General features: G+C 45.9%; 18 protein-coding genes. 8 read left to right on the top strand and 10 right to left on the bottom strand.

Annotated elements, in window-relative coordinates; translation table 11 throughout:
- Positions 1-61: 61 nt before the first annotated feature.
- Both JSY36_RS18240 and JSY36_RS18235 read right to left on the bottom strand, forming a co-directional pair.
- Positions 62-406 (bottom strand): metalloregulator ArsR/SmtB family transcription factor, encoded by a 345-nt coding sequence (locus JSY36_RS18240; RefSeq protein ID WP_205167465.1) that lies wholly within the window; start codon positions 404-406, stop codon positions 62-64.
- A gap of 68 nt (positions 407-474) precedes the next feature.
- Entirely contained in the window at positions 475-1,095 is a 621-nt protein-coding gene (locus JSY36_RS18235) for a pyroglutamyl-peptidase I (RefSeq protein ID WP_205167464.1), read from the bottom strand.
- A 233-nt stretch (positions 1,096-1,328) separates the two neighbouring features.
- Between JSY36_RS18235 and JSY36_RS18230 the strand changes: the two genes are divergently transcribed.
- From JSY36_RS18230 to JSY36_RS18210, 5 genes are all read left to right on the top strand, one after another.
- Positions 1,329-1,814, top strand: a complete 486-nt coding sequence (locus tag JSY36_RS18230) for a sigma-70 family RNA polymerase sigma factor (RefSeq protein ID WP_122897620.1) — start codon at positions 1,329-1,331, stop codon at positions 1,812-1,814.
- A gap of 62 nt (positions 1,815-1,876) precedes the next feature.
- Positions 1,877-2,092, top strand: coding sequence for a DUF1659 domain-containing protein (locus tag JSY36_RS18225; protein WP_205167463.1), 216 nt, complete (start codon positions 1,877-1,879; stop codon positions 2,090-2,092).
- A gap of 38 nt (positions 2,093-2,130) precedes the next feature.
- Positions 2,131-2,358, top strand: coding sequence for a DUF2922 domain-containing protein (locus tag JSY36_RS18220; protein WP_122897622.1), 228 nt, complete (start codon positions 2,131-2,133; stop codon positions 2,356-2,358).
- A 333-nt stretch (positions 2,359-2,691) separates the two neighbouring features.
- The gene (locus tag JSY36_RS18215) at positions 2,692-2,892 is read left to right on the top strand and encodes a YvrJ family protein (RefSeq protein WP_236785126.1); all 201 of its coding nucleotides are present in this window, start codon (positions 2,692-2,694) and stop codon (positions 2,890-2,892) included.
- A gap of 589 nt (positions 2,893-3,481) precedes the next feature.
- A complete protein-coding gene (locus tag JSY36_RS18210) occupies positions 3,482-3,703 on the top strand; it encodes a hypothetical protein (RefSeq protein WP_205167462.1) in 222 nt (73 codons plus the stop codon).
- On the opposite strand, the gene JSY36_RS18205 is transcribed toward JSY36_RS18210, so the two are convergent.
- From JSY36_RS18205 to JSY36_RS18190, 4 genes are all read right to left on the bottom strand, one after another.
- Entirely contained in the window at positions 3,665-5,020 is a 1,356-nt protein-coding gene (locus JSY36_RS18205; protein WP_336511534.1) for a DUF2254 domain-containing protein, read from the bottom strand. The two genes, JSY36_RS18210 and JSY36_RS18205, sit on opposite strands and share 39 nt — an antisense overlap.
- A gap of 242 nt (positions 5,021-5,262) precedes the next feature.
- Positions 5,263-5,907: a PAQR family membrane homeostasis protein TrhA gene (gene trhA / locus JSY36_RS18200; RefSeq protein ID WP_122897625.1), complete on the bottom strand. Its 645-nt coding sequence runs from the start codon at positions 5,905-5,907 to the stop codon at positions 5,263-5,265.
- 80 nt (positions 5,908-5,987) lie between these two features.
- Positions 5,988-6,647: an MreC domain-containing protein gene (locus JSY36_RS18195; RefSeq protein ID WP_205167460.1), complete on the bottom strand. Its 660-nt coding sequence runs from the start codon at positions 6,645-6,647 to the stop codon at positions 5,988-5,990.
- Positions 6,648-6,935: 288 nt separating this feature from the next.
- A complete protein-coding gene (locus JSY36_RS18190) occupies positions 6,936-7,202 on the bottom strand; it encodes a hypothetical protein (RefSeq protein WP_122897627.1) in 267 nt (88 codons plus the stop codon).
- A gap of 113 nt (positions 7,203-7,315) precedes the next feature.
- On the opposite strand from JSY36_RS18190, the gene JSY36_RS18185 reads away from it, so the two are divergent.
- A complete protein-coding gene (locus tag JSY36_RS18185; protein WP_205167459.1) occupies positions 7,316-8,056 on the top strand; it encodes a methyltransferase domain-containing protein in 741 nt (246 codons plus the stop codon).
- Between the two features lie 243 nt (positions 8,057-8,299).
- Here the strand turns inward: JSY36_RS18185 and katG are convergent, their stop codons facing one another.
- The 4 genes from katG to JSY36_RS18165 all read right to left on the bottom strand — a co-directional run bounded on the left by katG (position 8,300) and on the right by JSY36_RS18165 (position 14,700).
- Entirely contained in the window at positions 8,300-10,477 is a 2,178-nt protein-coding gene (gene katG / locus JSY36_RS18180; RefSeq protein WP_205167458.1) for a catalase/peroxidase HPI, read from the bottom strand.
- A 338-nt stretch (positions 10,478-10,815) separates the two neighbouring features.
- A complete protein-coding gene (locus JSY36_RS18175; RefSeq protein ID WP_205167457.1) occupies positions 10,816-11,313 on the bottom strand; it encodes a DUF1648 domain-containing protein in 498 nt (165 codons plus the stop codon).
- Between the two features lie 218 nt (positions 11,314-11,531).
- A complete protein-coding gene (locus JSY36_RS18170; RefSeq protein WP_205167456.1) occupies positions 11,532-12,932 on the bottom strand; it encodes a vWA domain-containing protein in 1,401 nt (466 codons plus the stop codon).
- A gap of 457 nt (positions 12,933-13,389) precedes the next feature.
- Positions 13,390-14,700: an amidohydrolase family protein gene (locus JSY36_RS18165; RefSeq protein WP_336511533.1), complete on the bottom strand. Its 1,311-nt coding sequence runs from the start codon at positions 14,698-14,700 to the stop codon at positions 13,390-13,392.
- A 170-nt stretch (positions 14,701-14,870) separates the two neighbouring features.
- Here JSY36_RS18165 and JSY36_RS18160 point away from each other — a divergent pair, with 170 nt between their 5' ends.
- Together JSY36_RS18160 and JSY36_RS18155 are read left to right on the top strand one after the other, a co-directional pair.
- On the top strand, positions 14,871-15,536 hold the full coding sequence (locus JSY36_RS18160) for a hypothetical protein (RefSeq protein ID WP_122897633.1): 666 nt from the start codon (positions 14,871-14,873) through the stop codon (positions 15,534-15,536).
- A gap of 149 nt (positions 15,537-15,685) precedes the next feature.
- A complete protein-coding gene (locus tag JSY36_RS18155; RefSeq protein WP_205167455.1) occupies positions 15,686-16,360 on the top strand; it encodes a hypothetical protein in 675 nt (224 codons plus the stop codon).
- Positions 16,361-16,370 lie beyond the last annotated feature (10 nt).

The raw sequence follows: 16,370 nt of genomic DNA, 5'->3' as shown, positions 1-16,370 counted from the left end.
TTCAGAACCCTGATTTAGGGCTGAAGGTTTTTTTATGGTATCTATGGCCTGGGAACCCTGTTTAATCACAGCAAACCCGCTTGCCTGCCTGCATAAGTTCATCCAACAGAGGCTGTGTGTCCGGGAGAGTATGAATAATATCTGTCACCTGACCGTACCAAGGGTTCTCCTTATTTAAACTGTAGAAGATCCACTGGCCGCTTCGTCGTTCATTTACGATCCCAGCCTGCTTTAATTTTCGCAGGTGCTGGCTGATGGACGGCTGACTCATTTGAAAAACCTCAACCAGTTCACACACACAGCAGTCATCTTTATACAGGATGGCAAGCATTTTAAGTCTTGTTTTATCCCCAATCAGCTTAAACAACTGAGCTGCGTCTTCAAACGTCCATTCTTTTGTTTGCACCGGGTCCACCTCCGTTTCATAAGCACTTACTTATGTATAGTTTACGGGCACTGCCTGGTCTTGTCAATTTACCTTGAGTCACGAATCGCTTCGATCATCAGTCGCAGTGCTTTCTCCTGAAGAGAAATGTCCATACTTGGCGCTCCTGAGGAAACGACCATCTCCGGTGTTGCAGGGACATGGACAAAGCCCGTTTTGATGAGATTTCCTTGTTTTTTCGCAAAAAGGGCCAGTTCATACAGCGTATTGTTGCATATGTATGTGCCTGCTGTGTTTGAAATGCGGGCAGGTATACCGGACTCTGTGAGCTTCCGGGCCATTTCTTCAATAGGGAGGGTTGAGAACAAACCGTCTGGACCTTCGGGAACCAATGGTTTGTTTGTTGGTTTATAGCCCGTATTATCCCCAAACTTCCCTTCTCCTTCCGTATGCTGGACGTTAATTCCGATTCTTTCAGGTGTGATGCCGGCACGTCCTACTGCCACCCCGAGAGATAGCACCACATCGGGTTTAATCCGGTTTACTTCTTCCAAAAGTCTTTCTGCGCACTCTTTATAAACAACAGGCAGGACTACTGTTGTAATGGTCACTCCTTCAATCTCCCACGTTGACGCGGCTTTCGCCAGTTCTTCAGTGGGGTTTTTCATTAAGTCTCCAAATGGCTCAAAGCCGCTGATTAAGATCTTCATTTCATCCCCTCCTCCTTCTGATTGTACCACGGTCTTTAATTCCTATCTTTCTTGAACTATTTAGTACTCAACACCAGCTTATTTCTAAAAATTACCAGGACGTTACTGACCTGATGGGCTGCAGTATGGTTTTGTACATCACATAATCCTGTTCGCTCCCCTCTCCCCCAGCGTCTATTCTTACTTTACCGCGGAAAAATTGAAGGAGGCGCCTCCGGTTTGGAGACCTTCACATGTACGACGCTGATTTCGAAGTTGTTTATGAAAAATATGAACCGCTGATTTTTTCCCTGTTAAAGAAGTTCAGGCTTCACTTTGACCAGGAGGAATATGTACAGATTGCACGTGTCGCCCTCTTTCATGCCTGGCGACGGTTTGATCCTGACATGGGGGCTTTCCCTGCGTTTGCAAAGCGTTACATTGAAGGATACCTGATCAGGGCCATCAAAAAGGATAGACGGTTGAACGACCATTGCCAGTTAATTGAACCGGTGCTCCTCGAGGATGTGGCCCCGCACTATAAAGAAGAGTCACTTCAGCCTGTTTACGAAATCATGAACGAGGCAGGACTCAGCTTTCGTCAGAAGACCTGGGTGGAAGAAGCTGTGATCTATGAATGTAAACCACGGGAAATTGCAGCCAGGTATAAGGTTAGTGTCGATACCGTTCACACCTGGCGGAAAGGGGCGCTCAAAAAACTTCGAAGTTTTTTTTCGTAAGGTACCCCGTTTTTGGCAGGGAGCGTTTACTTATTAGGTGAAAGGCGAAAGGAGGTGATGAGATGGGCGTTAGAGTGAATACACGGTTGGCACTGAGTTTTGTGACAGGTTTTACTCACGAGGGTGAGGAGATCGTTCGCGTCAGACAGTTTCAGAACATTAACCCGGCAGCAGAAAACAGCGGATTGTCAAAAACAGCAGAAGCACTTGCTTCCCTGCAGCAGCACGAACTGGTAAAAGTGGAACGCGGAAACACGTACGAACTGGCTGGAGAATAATCCTGCCCCATTAACCCTGCACGAAAGGAGGAAATCAAATGAGCAAACGACTTGAACTGTTATTTTCCAACATGGAAGGACGCTCTGTCACACTTGCTGTGGAAGATCCGATCGAGCCGGCAAACGCTGAACTAATCAACGAAGTGATGGACGAGATTCTTAATGAGAACATCTTCATGTCAACAGGCGGACCGCTCGTATCAAAGCGCGGCGCCCGTATCGTTGAACGTACTGTTGAACAGATTGATATTGATACTGAAGAGTAATATCAGGGGCTCTATTGCCGGGGGATCTGTCCCCGGCAGTCAACTCTTTGAAAAGTTTCATGAAGAAGACAGCGACTTTACACAATGCTTCAGAGAGGACGGCTCATAAGGTCAAAACACCTTGTGAACCGTTCTTTTTTTAGTAAAGGCTCTTTTTAAGTCAGGTGTTGATATACGCTCATTGCACTTTCCGCGGGGGCGCCGGTGAGCCGCCAGCAGGTTTATGCCCGCTTATTCGTGGTGTAACCGCTCGTTGCTCCCACAGGAGTATCACACATTCGCTGCAATCAATCATGCTCATTAACACAGCTTTAGTAAAAGGAGGTGACACCATTGGAATTGGACGTGTGGATTCGCGTCATTGGAGATTACGGTTTTCCTGCTGCAGTCACCTTTTACCTGCTTTACCGGATGGAGAAGAAGCTCGATCAGATAAACCAGTCTGTGCAGCTCCTCTATCAAAAGCAGATGGGTGTGCATGTGAAAACAGACCCCTCTCTTACGGCACTTCCACCAAGAAGTAAGAGAAACTGAAAAGCCCCATCCCTCCTACACCCTGTGTGACATCCTTCACGCAGGGTCTTCATGCAGGCCTTCCCAGAAGCTGAGTTAACAATGTCTGAGCCTCTTAGAAGTATCTTAGCAACTCCAGGAGGACGCTTTCCGCTGCCTTCTGTTACATAAGCAAGGGATATTTTCTCATATAAGGGTTCTCATGACTTTTAGCTCCTGTTTCTTAATAAAGAATTTCTTTGTAATGTCAATCAACGTCGATCATAGCCTATGAACGACTTCTCTTCTATTAAGCCTCTAACTTTGTTAATGAGAGTCGATGCAGTCGGAATGTCCTAAAGTCTCCTGCGGTAGCGGAGGCTCGCCGGCCACCTCCGAGGAAAGCGAAGGACATTCCGACTGCATCCGGCGTCTTAAGCTTTATCGGTCGTGCTGCTTTATAGCTATTTGGTCTGACCCTGTGTGAAATGCCTCACGTGGTGCCTGACCCTCTGTTATCTGCTTCACAAGATAAATCTAGCATATTGGGATGCTTTTTTTCATAGAGTGGAGCATGGGTTGTTTATTTAAAGCCTGGAGATTATACATTCACATTCGGGGGGCGATTTTAATGGAGAAGGTATTGTTTTTAGAGGAGCGCAAACGGAATATGGCCGAGAGACTGCCGGCAGGCCTGCAGGTATCATCTGAGAGTACTATCGTGTACGCAGAAGAAGACAAGTTGGTTAAAGGTCTCGACCGGCTGTCAAAAGGATTGTTCACGCTTCTTATCTGTTTAGGAGGGCCTTACTTTTTATTCGTGCTCATCGAAGCCTTTCTTCGGCTGCCTTAAACGGACGTGATCCTTTCTGCCCGGTGCTGAAATGACAGCGATACGGTCAAGCTTTTCCTGAAGTCTTGAAAGGTCCCAGTCCAGAAACGTATGATGCTCCATTCCCTCTATCACATATTCAGTAAAGGACCATACGTCTTTTTTTATCATATCGCTGCCATGGGTTGAAATTTCATAAAGGGAATCCAGGATTGCCGCGAGAATAGCAGAATCGCTGCTTCCGTAATGCCGGATCTGAAAGTAGCTCTGATACAGATAGTCCTTGAACTCATAAACTTTCTTAAGGACACGGACATTCCCTTTACTGTCGTGTACGTAATTTTCCAAATACGCTTTTCTACATAAAGCAGACAGCATATGGCCGAGATGCTTAATCCCTTCTATAGCAGTAAATGGATCATTTACTCCAGGTGACAGGGAGCGCACACTGATCTCCACCAGTTTCACAATGCCATAGCGGATGTCCTGAATGCTTTCTCTCTCTGTTCCGATAATCACAAGTTTGCTGTAACTCCCCTCGCTCACCTGTTTTTTATCTCCGTAAACATTCATCACCACGAGCCCGCCAGCCAGGTAATCCCCGTGAGAATAAAGGAGTTCCACGATCGTTTCGTCCTCTTCCGCCTGCTTTTTCAGCCCGTCAAGATCAATCCACTGAACATAGCCGGATTTTCTTGATTTCACCTGTGTACACGGCTTATCAAGGATCTCTTCTCCTTCCCAGTCCTCCCACGGATCATCGGGCTTAACATCGCCCTGATTTTCCCAGAACTTATCCATTACTTTGATTGTATCATCGTAAATGCTCTCGATCAGGTTCCTGATCTGAATCCATTTGGCGACGTGATGGACAAAAAATACAAAGAATCCAACAGAAATAATTGCAAGCAAAACAGCAATGACGGGAGAGATGAGTACATCCACATCCGTTATCCCTGCCTGTTGTTTGGTTAAAAGAAGGAGAACAATTGCGTATACAAATCCACTGATAAACACACCGAGGATCCGCTGTGTATGGGGATCAGTGATAAAGTTTTGCAGTGAGCGGGGTGAAAACTGCGTCACATAGGTGGTCATAACTACCAGAATGGACGAAAAGGAAATGGAAGTCATTGTTAAAATGGACGCGGCAATTGTACCTAAAAGCGTGTAGGCAAGGTCGAAATCGGACAGAAAGAGAGGTGGAATGCTGTCCAGTAATTGAGGATTTCCCCATAAGTACTGATCGATCTGGTGACTTAAAAATGCAAGAATAATTGCGATGATGCCGTAAATTGCCGGGATAAACCAGTAACTTGCTCTGATAAAAAGCCACACTCTTGTCAACACGCCCACCTCATGTTCCCTTTTGTTCAATAGTGTTGGCATTATAATGAAATTTAACCATTCAGAGGGTGAGGTGGCTTTTTAATGCTATCAGCCGCAGCCTTTAATTGAAGATGGTGATGCTGACATGGCTTTCGTATTTCACGGTGTGACAGTGGACCTCCATCATGCTTCCCACAGCCACTAAAAAACGCCGGAAAGGATTAGTTCCCCTTTCCGGCGTTATCATCGTGTTATACAGGCGTTACATACAGGAGAATGGAGAGAAAATGGGTCACCGAAGCTGCCAGAACAAAAAGATGCCATACAGCGTGGTGGTACTGAAACTTTCGCCAGATGTAAAAAAGTGTGCCTACAGTGTACAGAACACCACCTGTGACGAGAAGAACAATACCTCCCATTTCGACTGTTGTTGCAATCGGCTTTAAAACAAACACAATCATCCAGCCCATCGCAATGTAAAAGAGGGTTGATAAAAAAATAAACCGCTTCACAAAGAAGACTTTAAATACGATACCGACCGCTGCCATTGCCCATACAACAGACAACAGAATCCAGCCTGTTGCGCCGTCCACAACGATGACCATTAACGGTGTGTACGTTCCGGCGATAAACAGATAGATCGCCGAATGGTCAAGAATTTCGAACACATTTTTCGCCCTGCCCTGTCTGAGGCTGTGCAAGAGAGTGGAACAGACGTACATGAGCAGCAGGGTCACGCCGTAAATCGTAAAGCTGATCACGTGAGAGGCAGTTCCGTACATACTGGCGAAAACAATGAGCAGTGTCAGAGCAGCCACGCCAAATGCCGCTCCGATGCCATGGGTAATGGCGTTGGCAATTTCTTCCCGTTTCGTAAATGTGTGGGTCTGTTGCATGTGCAAAACTCCTCCGGTAAATTAGTTTGAGTGCGTTCAGTCAGGAGGACAGGTTTTGCAGGCCCTTTGAACCTTCTCTTTTACATTCTGTTTTGAATGGACGACACTTTCCAGGTGCCATCTTCTTTTTCGAATTCCAGTTCAACTACGCGTATAAGGTCGTTTTCTTCATGTTCAAAGGAATGGAGAGTATACAGAACGGAACAATGATCATTTTCACTATCATACTCAAAAGCCGTCTGCTGGAGAAAGTCCAATTCTGAAACATTCAAGCTCATGTAATGAAAGGAACCGATTACTTCTTTGTCACTCCGAACATGAATGACGTCATTCTCTTCGTCCGTTTCTACATGATCCGATGTGAGAAGGGACAAATGCTCGTGGTCCCTCTTGTGCATCGCTTCGAAAAAGGTCAGTGATATAGCATCGATTTCTTCCCGCAATGCCAGTTCTTCATCTTTTAAAGCTTCTGTATCATAAGCCTGTGTCTTATACGTAAGTATATCATTTTTAAGCCGGTCATTCTCTTCCTGAAGCTCATCAATTTGTTCCTGAAGGGTCTCAGCCTGTCCTGAATACTGTTCCAGTTGCTTAACGAGCCGCTCATTCGTATCGATGAGCTTTTCAATGTCTTCTGTTTCATCGAGTTCCTGAAGTTCCTCTGCCGACAATTGATCATCATTACCTGAACACCCGACGAGCAGCATGGCTGTAAAAAAGGGAACCAGCAGCTTTTTCATGTTTGTCACCCGCGTTCATCGTAGTTTAGATATCTCTATTATACAAAAATTCGATACAAGTAAAAGATTTCCTTTACCTAATTGGCTAAGTACCCATTTTACCCTACTAAAGAGCTATACCACAAGAGAATCTCCGGAATGTGAATCAAATCACCCAGTGCCTGACCCTCTGTGAACGGATTCACAGAGGGTCAGGCACTGGGTGATCTATTGAGCAATGCACAAAAAAAGAAGCCGGCCTCATAGTTTGAGGCTGGCCTGAAAGAACATCGCATTGGTCCCGTAACATTACCAGAATAATAGTGCTCCTAAAGCAAAACCGCTGATTGCGGCGAGGGCAACCGGGTAAACATAGGGACGATACCCATAGCTGCCATAATACCCATATCCAAATCCCCCGAATCCTCCCCGGGGGCCTCTTCCCTCAATATAAACAGTGCTGGGTGTGACCCGCACGATTCTGCCTGCATGCTGACGTCCGGAATGTTCTATAATTCGAACGTTACGACCTTGATTGCGACTGCATACGTTATAGTAGTGTGCACATCGTGACAACGCATCCACCTCCTCTTCATACACCAGTCACAATCAGTGTATTTTCAAAAAGAGGTTTGGTTTGTACAAACATCACGACTTGTATGTATTTTCATAGGAAAGTAGGTTGGCCTGTGCAAAATGAGTATACGTATACAGACATGCTTGCGTATTTCGGCGTAACCACCGCCCATCCAGGCGGGAAAAACATCACCGCCCGTGCAATTGATCTGCTGCCCATCGTCAACGGAATGAAAATTGCTGAATTAGGCTGCGGCCTCGGGGACACTGCCCACTTTCTTGCAACAGAAAAAGGAGCGAACGTTTACGGCATTGACGCCCACCCAGTGATGATCCAAAAAGCTCGCGAACGTCACAAAGATGCTTTTGACGGAAAGAAACTTCACTTTCTCCACACCGATGCTGCCAGCATTCCCTTTCCCGATGAATCCATAGACGGGATTATCGCTGAAAGTGTACTGAGCTTTTCCAACGTCCACGATGTGTTAAAAGAATGCAGACGGCTTCTCAGGCCCGGGGGGTTTTTCGCTTCTCTGGACCTCGTATGCGACCCGGCATTTCCTATTGTCGAAAAAAAAGAGTACAGTTCCTTTTACGGTATGAAGCAACTCTACACAATGAATGAATGGCATGACCTTTTAAAAAGCTATAATATGCACGTACAGCACACCATTGAGGAGAACCCTGCAAACCTGCCTGCTGGCGATATTCCTGAACTTCTTCTCAGCGATGACGTTCCCCTTAAGTGCTATGAAATCATGGAAAATCACATCACCATGCTCGAAAAGAACCAGCCCTTCACCCGCTACGCCTACTTCATCTGCAAAAAAGACGACCAAATGAACCTCATCTAAGTTCTCGAAAGTTCGGGGGAAAGTTCGGGGGTCTGTCCCCGCACAATTTGCGGTGTTCGGTTGACAAAATGAAAAGAGGTTGATCCAAAAGGTCGGTTTTAACCTTTTGGATCAACCTCGAAGCAATGAGCGGAGCCATTGCAAATCTGCTTTTGGACTTTTGAGTCAGATTTTTTTCCTATTCGTGCCCTGACACGCAGGTCACTTTTTAACGCGAACTTAGTTCACGCTGCCTTGTGTGGTTTATTTAAGATCGAAACGATCTGCGTTCATGACCTTCACCCAGGCAGCGATAAAATCGTTCACAAACTTCTCCTGGCTGTCGTCCTGGGCATACACTTCGGCATGAGCACGAAGGATGGAGTGTGAACCGAAGACGAGGTCCACTCTCGTTGCGGTACGCTTGACTTCACCTGTCTTACGATCGCGTCCTTCGTAGATCCCCCCGTCTACTGGATTCCACTCTAACCCCATATCAAGAAGGTTTACAAAGAAGTCATTCGTAAGTGTACCGACACGATCCGTGAAGACACCATGCTCAGTGCCACTGTGGTTTGCACCAAGAACACGCATCCCGCCGATCAGCACCGTCATTTCGGTGGCAGTCAGATCCAGCAGCTGTGCCTTGTCCACCATCAGGTCTTCCGGTTTTATACTATACTCTTTCTTCTGGTAGTTGCGGAAAGCATCCGCCGGCGGTTCAAGTACTTCAAAGTTTTCTACGTCCGTCTGTTCCTGTTCAGCGTCTCCGCGACCCGGTGTAAACGGAACCGTTACATCAAAGCCCGCATCTCTTGCCGCTTTTTCCACAGCTGCACTACCGCCAAGGACAATCAGATCAGCCAGGCTCACATTTTTATCCAGGTCTTTTTGAAATTCTTCAAATGCCGACAGCACTTTTGAAAGCTGTTCAGGTTCGTTGGCATCCCAGTCCTTCTGTGGCTCAAGGCGGATGCGGGCACCATTCGCGCCCCCCCGCTTATCTGAGTTGCGGAACGTGCTTGCGGAAGCCCAGGCTGTTTTGACGAGTTCGCTTACAGAAAGACCTGTTTCGAGAATCTTCCCTTTTAGCTCTTCGATTTCCGAATCCGATAATGTGTAATCCACCTTTGGTACCGGATCCTGCCAGATAAACTCCTCTTCCGGAACTTCCGGACCGAGGTACCTGTCACGAGGACCCATATCACGGTGAAGAAGCTTGAACCACGCACGGGCAAAGGCATCAGCGAACTCGTCCGGATTTTCGTAGAAACGTCGGGAGATCTTGTTGTATTCCGGATCTTCACGCATTGCCATGTCCGCTGTCGTCATCATTGTCTTCACCTTTTTAGACGCATCGTGTGCATCAGGTGCCAGATGTTCCCCGTCCGGATTCACAGGCTCCCACTGATACGCACCGGCCGGGCTCTTAGTGAGCTCCCACTCGTATCCGAACAAAAGATCAAAGTAGCTCATATCCCATTTCGTAGGCGTCGGTGTCCATGCTCCTTCAATTCCGCTTGTGATTGTAAACGCACCATGACCTGTTTCGTGGGTGCTTTTCCACCCGAAGCCCTGGTGTTCAACAAGTGAGCCTTCCGGTTCTTCAGATACATGCTCTTCCGGGTCTCCTGCGCCATGAGCCTTACCAAATGTATGACCGCCGGCAGTGAGTGCCACGGTTTCTTCGTCGTTCATTCCCATACGCTTAAACGTATCGCGGATGTCGTAGGCACTTTTACGAGGATCCGGTTCCCCGTCCGGCCCTTCCGGATTTACATAAATTAAACCCATTTGTACAGCAGCAAGAGGATTCTCCAGGTCACGCTCACCGGAGTATCGGTTATTCCCGAGCCATTCTTCTTCAGGACCCCAGTTTACGTCTTCCTCAGGATGCCAGATATCTTCCCGGCCTCCCCCAAATCCAATGGTCTTTCCACCCATGGATTCAATCGCCACATTTCCTGCGAAAACGAGGAGATCTGCCCAGGAAAGCTTGTTTCCATATTTTTGTTTTATCGGCCAAAGGAGGCGGCGTGCTTTGTCCAGGTTCCCGTTGTCCGGCCAGCTGTTAAGAGGAGCAAAGCGCTGTGAACCGCTTCCCCCGCCACCGCGGCCGTCTGCCATACGGTATGTACCTGCTGCATGCCAGGACATACGAATAAAGAACGGGCCATAATGACCGTAGTCCGCAGGCCACCAATCCTGACTATCTGTCATGAGATTAAGAAGGTCCTTCTTTAAGCCTTCATAATCAAGTTTTTTAAATTCTTCTGCATAATTAAAATCTTCTCCCAGTGGATTCGTCTTCGTGTCATGCTGATGAAGAACATTCAATTCAAGCTGGTTTGGCCACCAGTCTTTGTTTGATGTCCCTCTGGAAGATTTACCAGAACCACCTTCACCCGTAAACGGGCACTTGCCAACGTTTTCATTGTCCATACGTATTTCCCCTTTCTGTTTTGAGAAGAGTAAGTAGCAAACAAACTTGCCTTTCATCGTACAAACTAAAACTGGAGACAATATACGTTCTTACATTGTAATTATATTAAATGATCACCAAAATAAAAAGTAATATGCAGAAGATTGTAAAAATAGTAAATATATTTAGAGGTTTACTAGTATTTGAGCACTAAAGCTCACGAAAAAGTTCGGGGGTCAAGTTCGGGGGTCTGTCCCCGTACAATTGGCGGTGTTCTCTTGACAAAAATGAAGAAGTCCCCAAAAGCGCGTCTGCTTTTGGGGACTTCTCCCATGTGATGAACCATTGTAACGCCTAATCAATCTTCCGAGGCTGTGCGTCTCAGTTCGGCCGCTCTTTGCTTTACTTTTTTCGTCGCCCGTACAGTACTGATAATGAAAAGGCTCATAAACACAATGTAGAAGCCAAAACCAATTCCCTCTCTTTCGCCCACGGCCACCTGGATGCTCCCCCACTGAATATAGAGAAAGAGTGCCATAGCATAAGCCATTATCACCAACAGATACGGGCCCAGGATGTCTTTCATCTGTTCTCTTTCTTCAAATGTTAATTTCACAGGAAGGTTGATCCCCTGAGGATAAAAATAAAACGGAAGTGTGCTCCCCAAAAGGAAGATACCTATTGCGGGCAAGAGAAATATAAACGCTTTACTTCCATACGACCGCACTTCACCGGTGATACCAAAGTTACTTGGGATACGGTCAGGCAATACATTCCAGTACCCGCTTGAAAGACTGAACATCACTGCAATGATCACACAGCTGACTGCAAGTAAAAAAATATCTCTCTTTTTCATAAAAGACCCTTTCTCCTAAACTTGATTCTATTGGACTTTTACATTGATAGTGAGGGGACGGCAACCCTGCAATACCTTATACTCTCAATCAAACACAATAGCTTCCAGCAATAGTACCCTGCCGAAGAACCTATTGAAAAACTAAAGAGTCAGTTTTCCCGTCCAAACAGTAAGAAAGGAAGCTCCCATCTCTTTCGGGAGCCTCCTTTCATAATACCTTACTTGTTATAGTACTCCGACCACTTTTCATTTCCGAGGTGATAGACTTCTCTCCATCTGTCGATCCCTTCATTGTAGGCATTCGACCAGTTTTCAACTCCGGTATTGTAACCGTAGCTCCAAATATCATTTTTGCGGTTGTAAAATTCGCTCCACAGGTCTCTTCGTACTGAGGATTCAATCTGCTCTTCTTCAACCAGTCTGTCAATAATGACCTGTGCATTGGCAAATTCACCCTCGGACTTATCCATAATGGAGTCTTTCAACTCATTTGCCTGGTCTTTAAGCTCGGCACTACGTTCATTTACTTCGTCCATGGCTGCTCGCTTCCACTCATCCCAGGCATCCATCATTCTGCGGTATTCTTCTTCCCAATAGTCTTCGAGTTCCTGCTTGGAATCTACGAACGTGAACTCGCCGTTCCCTGCTTCCGCTACATCAATCAGACTCTGGTAATCATCGTCTTCCACCTGAAAACCAATGATATTTATGATCGGCTCAATATCCTGATCGACCAGTTCCTCCGCAGCTTTTACAGGATCACCTCCGCATGTTTCAATCCCGTCACTTACGATATAGACAATAACGTCTGTTGCATCTTCCGGTATATCTTCCTGGGAATCTTCAATCGCCTGTGCAATCGGCGTCCACCCAACTGCATCCACATCATCAAGGACCTCACTCAATGCATCTGCATCGGTCTCTCCATGATAAATCGTTTCTGTGGAACTGCAGGACAGTTCTTTACCCGCATTGGTGTTGTCACCTTCATGTCCGTAAACACGCAGGGATGTGGTGCTGTTTTCAGGCAGTGTTCCGACAAAAGCTTCAATTGCTTCTTTTGCTTCATCCATCCGCGTCCCGTTCTGGTTTCTGGCGTTCATACTTCCACTTGCATCAAGCAGAATGGAGAAGTGGGACGTTGAAGGAAGTTCATCCTCCGGTGCCTCTTCTTCCGGTGTTTCAGAATCGACTTCAATTTCCGGGTTAAAAGCAATAACCTGTTCCACGTCTTCATAATAAGGCTCGTGAATGAGGCTCAAAATCGCTTCGAATGCCTCATCCTCGCTCGTGTTTTCATCGATGTGAGAAAGCTCCTCCATTACAGCGTCAGCATCAAAATCATCACCGTGGTAAGGGCCCGGCATTCTCATCAACTTTTCTTCAATATCTGTCAGTTCCCGGGACAAGTCTTCGATTTCATAATACTCCGGCTCTTCAGGTTCATTCGCCTCTCTTTCAGCGGCAGCTTCTTCCTGATTGGCCTCATCGCTCTCTTCTTCTTCAACAGCCGTATTTTCTTCCTCTGTTGCTCCATCCTCCACGACTTCCTGATCCGCGTCTGATGAGCAGGCACTTAACAGCACTATCAGTCCCGCGGCTAAAAAACGATACTTCATCCGCCATTCCCCCAGCTATGTAATTTTCATCAAGGCATTTTATCGTTCATTATTGGTTTCAATCCGCGTTCTCTAAAAAAGACCCGCCCGGCTTTACAAGCTATGCCGCCCTCTGACGCTTCACCTTTGAATGAACAACAGCCTTTTATAAAATGGTTAACAAAAATGATACTAACATAAATATCCAAAAACTTCGTGAGTGAATCTGACTATTCGCCTGCTGTAAAATGCGTCATTTCAATAGAAAGGGGCTAATTCACAGGTCACTCCTGTCCAAAAGACCCACAAAATTTTTGTCTTAATCTCACTAAATACCCATTACCCTTCTTTTTACTTTTTCCACCATCAAAATTACAAAATCTCACAAAAAAGTTTAGGGGTCTGTCCCCGCACAATTGGCGGTGTTCTATTGACAATAAAAAAAGGCTTGAGCACGGGGTTCTCAGGCCTTCTAGCATTATTCTTTTAATGTTTTTCGCAGTCGGTTTATTTCGCTAATGATACGTTCTTCATCAATGGTGAGGCACTCACCGTTTTTTACAATCTGACGGCCATCAATGAACACATCACTCACGTCCCGGCCGCCGGCGGCGTATAGGAGGTGAGACTTCGCTTCACTAACAGGCTGCAGATGTGGTTTATCCGCTGGATCAATGGTGATAAAATCCGCCTGCTTTCCTTTTTCCAGTGATCCTGTATGATTCATGCCGAGCACCTGCGCACCTGTTTTTGTAGCCAGACGCAGTACCGTTTCTGTCGGCAGAATGGTGGTGTTTTTCCGCGTTCCTTTTTGCAGCAGAGCTGTAATCCTCATTTCCTCGAACATATCGAAGTTATTATTGGACGCTACCCCGTCTGTGGCAATCCCCACTTTAATGCCTGCATCCAATAGACCTGCCACATCAGCCACTCCGGACCCAAGCTTCAGGTTACTCACCGGGTTATGGGCTACTCTCACGTCTTTTTCCCTCAAGAATTCCCTTTCTTCATCATTTAACACTACTCCGTGAGCCATGACGGCCGGCCCGTTGAACAAACCGGTCCTGCTTATATGTTCAACAGGTCTTGCGCCATAACGACTGACGATCTCTTCAATTTCCCCTTCCGTTTCCGAAACGTGGATGTGAGCCATCACCCCATACTCCCTTGCTATCCGGGCGCACTCCTCAAGTGCCTGTGGACTGCATGTGTACGGGCTGTGAGGCGCAACCATCGTTGTCAGCCTTCCATCTGCAACATTTCTGTACGTTTTTGCAAAACGCTCCGCTTCCCTCAGGTTCTGCCTCTGCTCACCTTCTGATCCGAAACTAAACACCGTATGGGAAAAAGCCCCGCGAATACCTGTCTCACTTAGGGCTTCCATAATCGCATCGCTGTCAATACCTGTCGGGTTAAACATATCCGAAAAGGTCGTCGTTCCGGATTTGAGCATTTCCAGTACGCCCAGTAGTGCACTCGTCTTACCGATTTCAGGTGTAAACTGCTGTTCCAGTGGCCAGATTTTCCGCTCCAGCCACGGCTTTAACAGCATGTCATCCCCGATCCCCCGAAGAATTGTCATCACGATATGGGAGTGCGTGTTTACCAAACCTGGCAAAACCCATTTCCCATGCAGGTCCACAACCTCGTCTGCTTTCTCCCGTTCCTGTTGATCGTACTCCCCTATATAGGTAATCAACTTACCCTCAACTACGAGCATGCCATTTTCATATACATCGTAATTATCATTTACCGTAAAAAAAAGACCGTTTATGTAAGCTGTTTTCACACTGATCCCCCCTATCTTTTACCTATCCTTAGTATTCAGTCATGCCGGAAAGTTATTCCTTTTCCTTTTTTCGCATAAAGTAAGGTAACCGTTTGGGGCACCTGCAAAATGGGGAATACTTAAGAGATGGGAATTAATGTTACCATCTGAAGCGATAAGGAGAGAAAACCATGACCTTTCTTATTCCTGTCTGGCTTTACATTGTGATGCGGCTGGGATTAATCGTCATTTTAGCACTTTCATTCAGCATGATCTGGACCTATGTTTTCTATAAATTAACCGGAAACCCCCGCGGCTGGAGACCCGTTACTGCCATTTGGATTTGCACGTTCATAAGCCTTGTTTTGATCCAAAGCCAGTTCGAGCAGCATTATGTGGCTTCGGATGAAGTCGTGTTGAGCGGAAAAGGGAACATCCTTGAGCCAAAGAGGGAAAATGACATTGTTGTCACGAGCGATGAAAATACGGTGATTCTTGTTTCCCGAAGACTCGATCAATCAAAAGAATATGAGTTTCAGACGAGTGATGCCCTCACTGTGGCCATGCAGCTTTCCTTTCAGGCTGACCGCCATCCTGTTGATAACCTCAGTTCCATGCATACAGACTGGGCAATTGAAGGCATTGAGCTCGCCGGCCCTTACTTTTCATCAACGACCTTCTTTCGTGACGTATTTGAAAAACAAGCGGAAAGCCGCTTAACCGAAGCCTTATCATCCACTTCCACTGCAGACCTGACCAACGATACTATTGAAACGATAATACAAGATATCAAGTCCTCCCTTCCACACGGAGACACATTCAACATCAACCTCACAGCCTGGGAAATTCTCGAATAACCCGGGTTTTTATCTTCCACAGTTTGTGAAAGACCACACACAGGGTCAGACCCTGTGTGTGGTCTTTCACAAATAGTTGATCAGTTTACAGATAGTCATGTTAAAATCAGGGAAGTGAAGGTGATTTTAACTAGGTTGAGGTGATAGGCGTGACTTTTCAGATTCCTGGATTTTTATATCCGTTTCTTCAAACGGGATTTTTGTTTGTTTTCGGAATTTTGTTCTTTTTTATAGCTAAGAAATTGATCGATGGGACCACAACCAAGTTCAAAAGAATCTTAGTTAACAGCATTGCAGGTCTCCTTACAATCGTATGTTATGTCCTATTAGAGGGGCTGTATGACCACTATTACATTTATGAAGACCAATCTGTTTTTTCAGGAACAAATGAAGAGATATTAATCTCTCACTATAATAATATATTAATTACAACCGATGATAAACTTCTTATAACCTCAACTGAACGAACTGAGGACAAATTGAGGTGGAAGGGAAAGCTGCAAAACGGTAAAGCTATCTATCTGAAAGGCACTCTTACTATGAATGAAGCTGATATAGTTACGATCAGGGAACTTCAAACAGAATGGCAGAAACAGAACCCTGATGAATTTGATTCCCACAGATTCTATCCTTTCTATGGTTTTTGGGATGTCTATGAAGACATAGAAGAAGTGTTCCTATCAAGAGTAAGTGTGCTCGAAGAAGATGACATTACCATCTCAAAACTGTCACAAATCCTGACTGAGATCAAAGACTCAAAAACACCTGAATACGAAAAAGAGTTAATTAACATGTCAGTAACAGATTATTATATACAGAAATAGCTGACAAAGG

Source organism: Alteribacter salitolerans, from assembly GCF_016901055.1.
In the GTDB taxonomy this organism is placed as follows: domain Bacteria; phylum Bacillota; class Bacilli; order Bacillales; family Salisediminibacteriaceae; genus Alteribacter; species Alteribacter keqinensis.
Note: the sequence above shows the minus strand (reverse complement) of the source record. Positions and strands in the feature narration are given on the sequence as shown.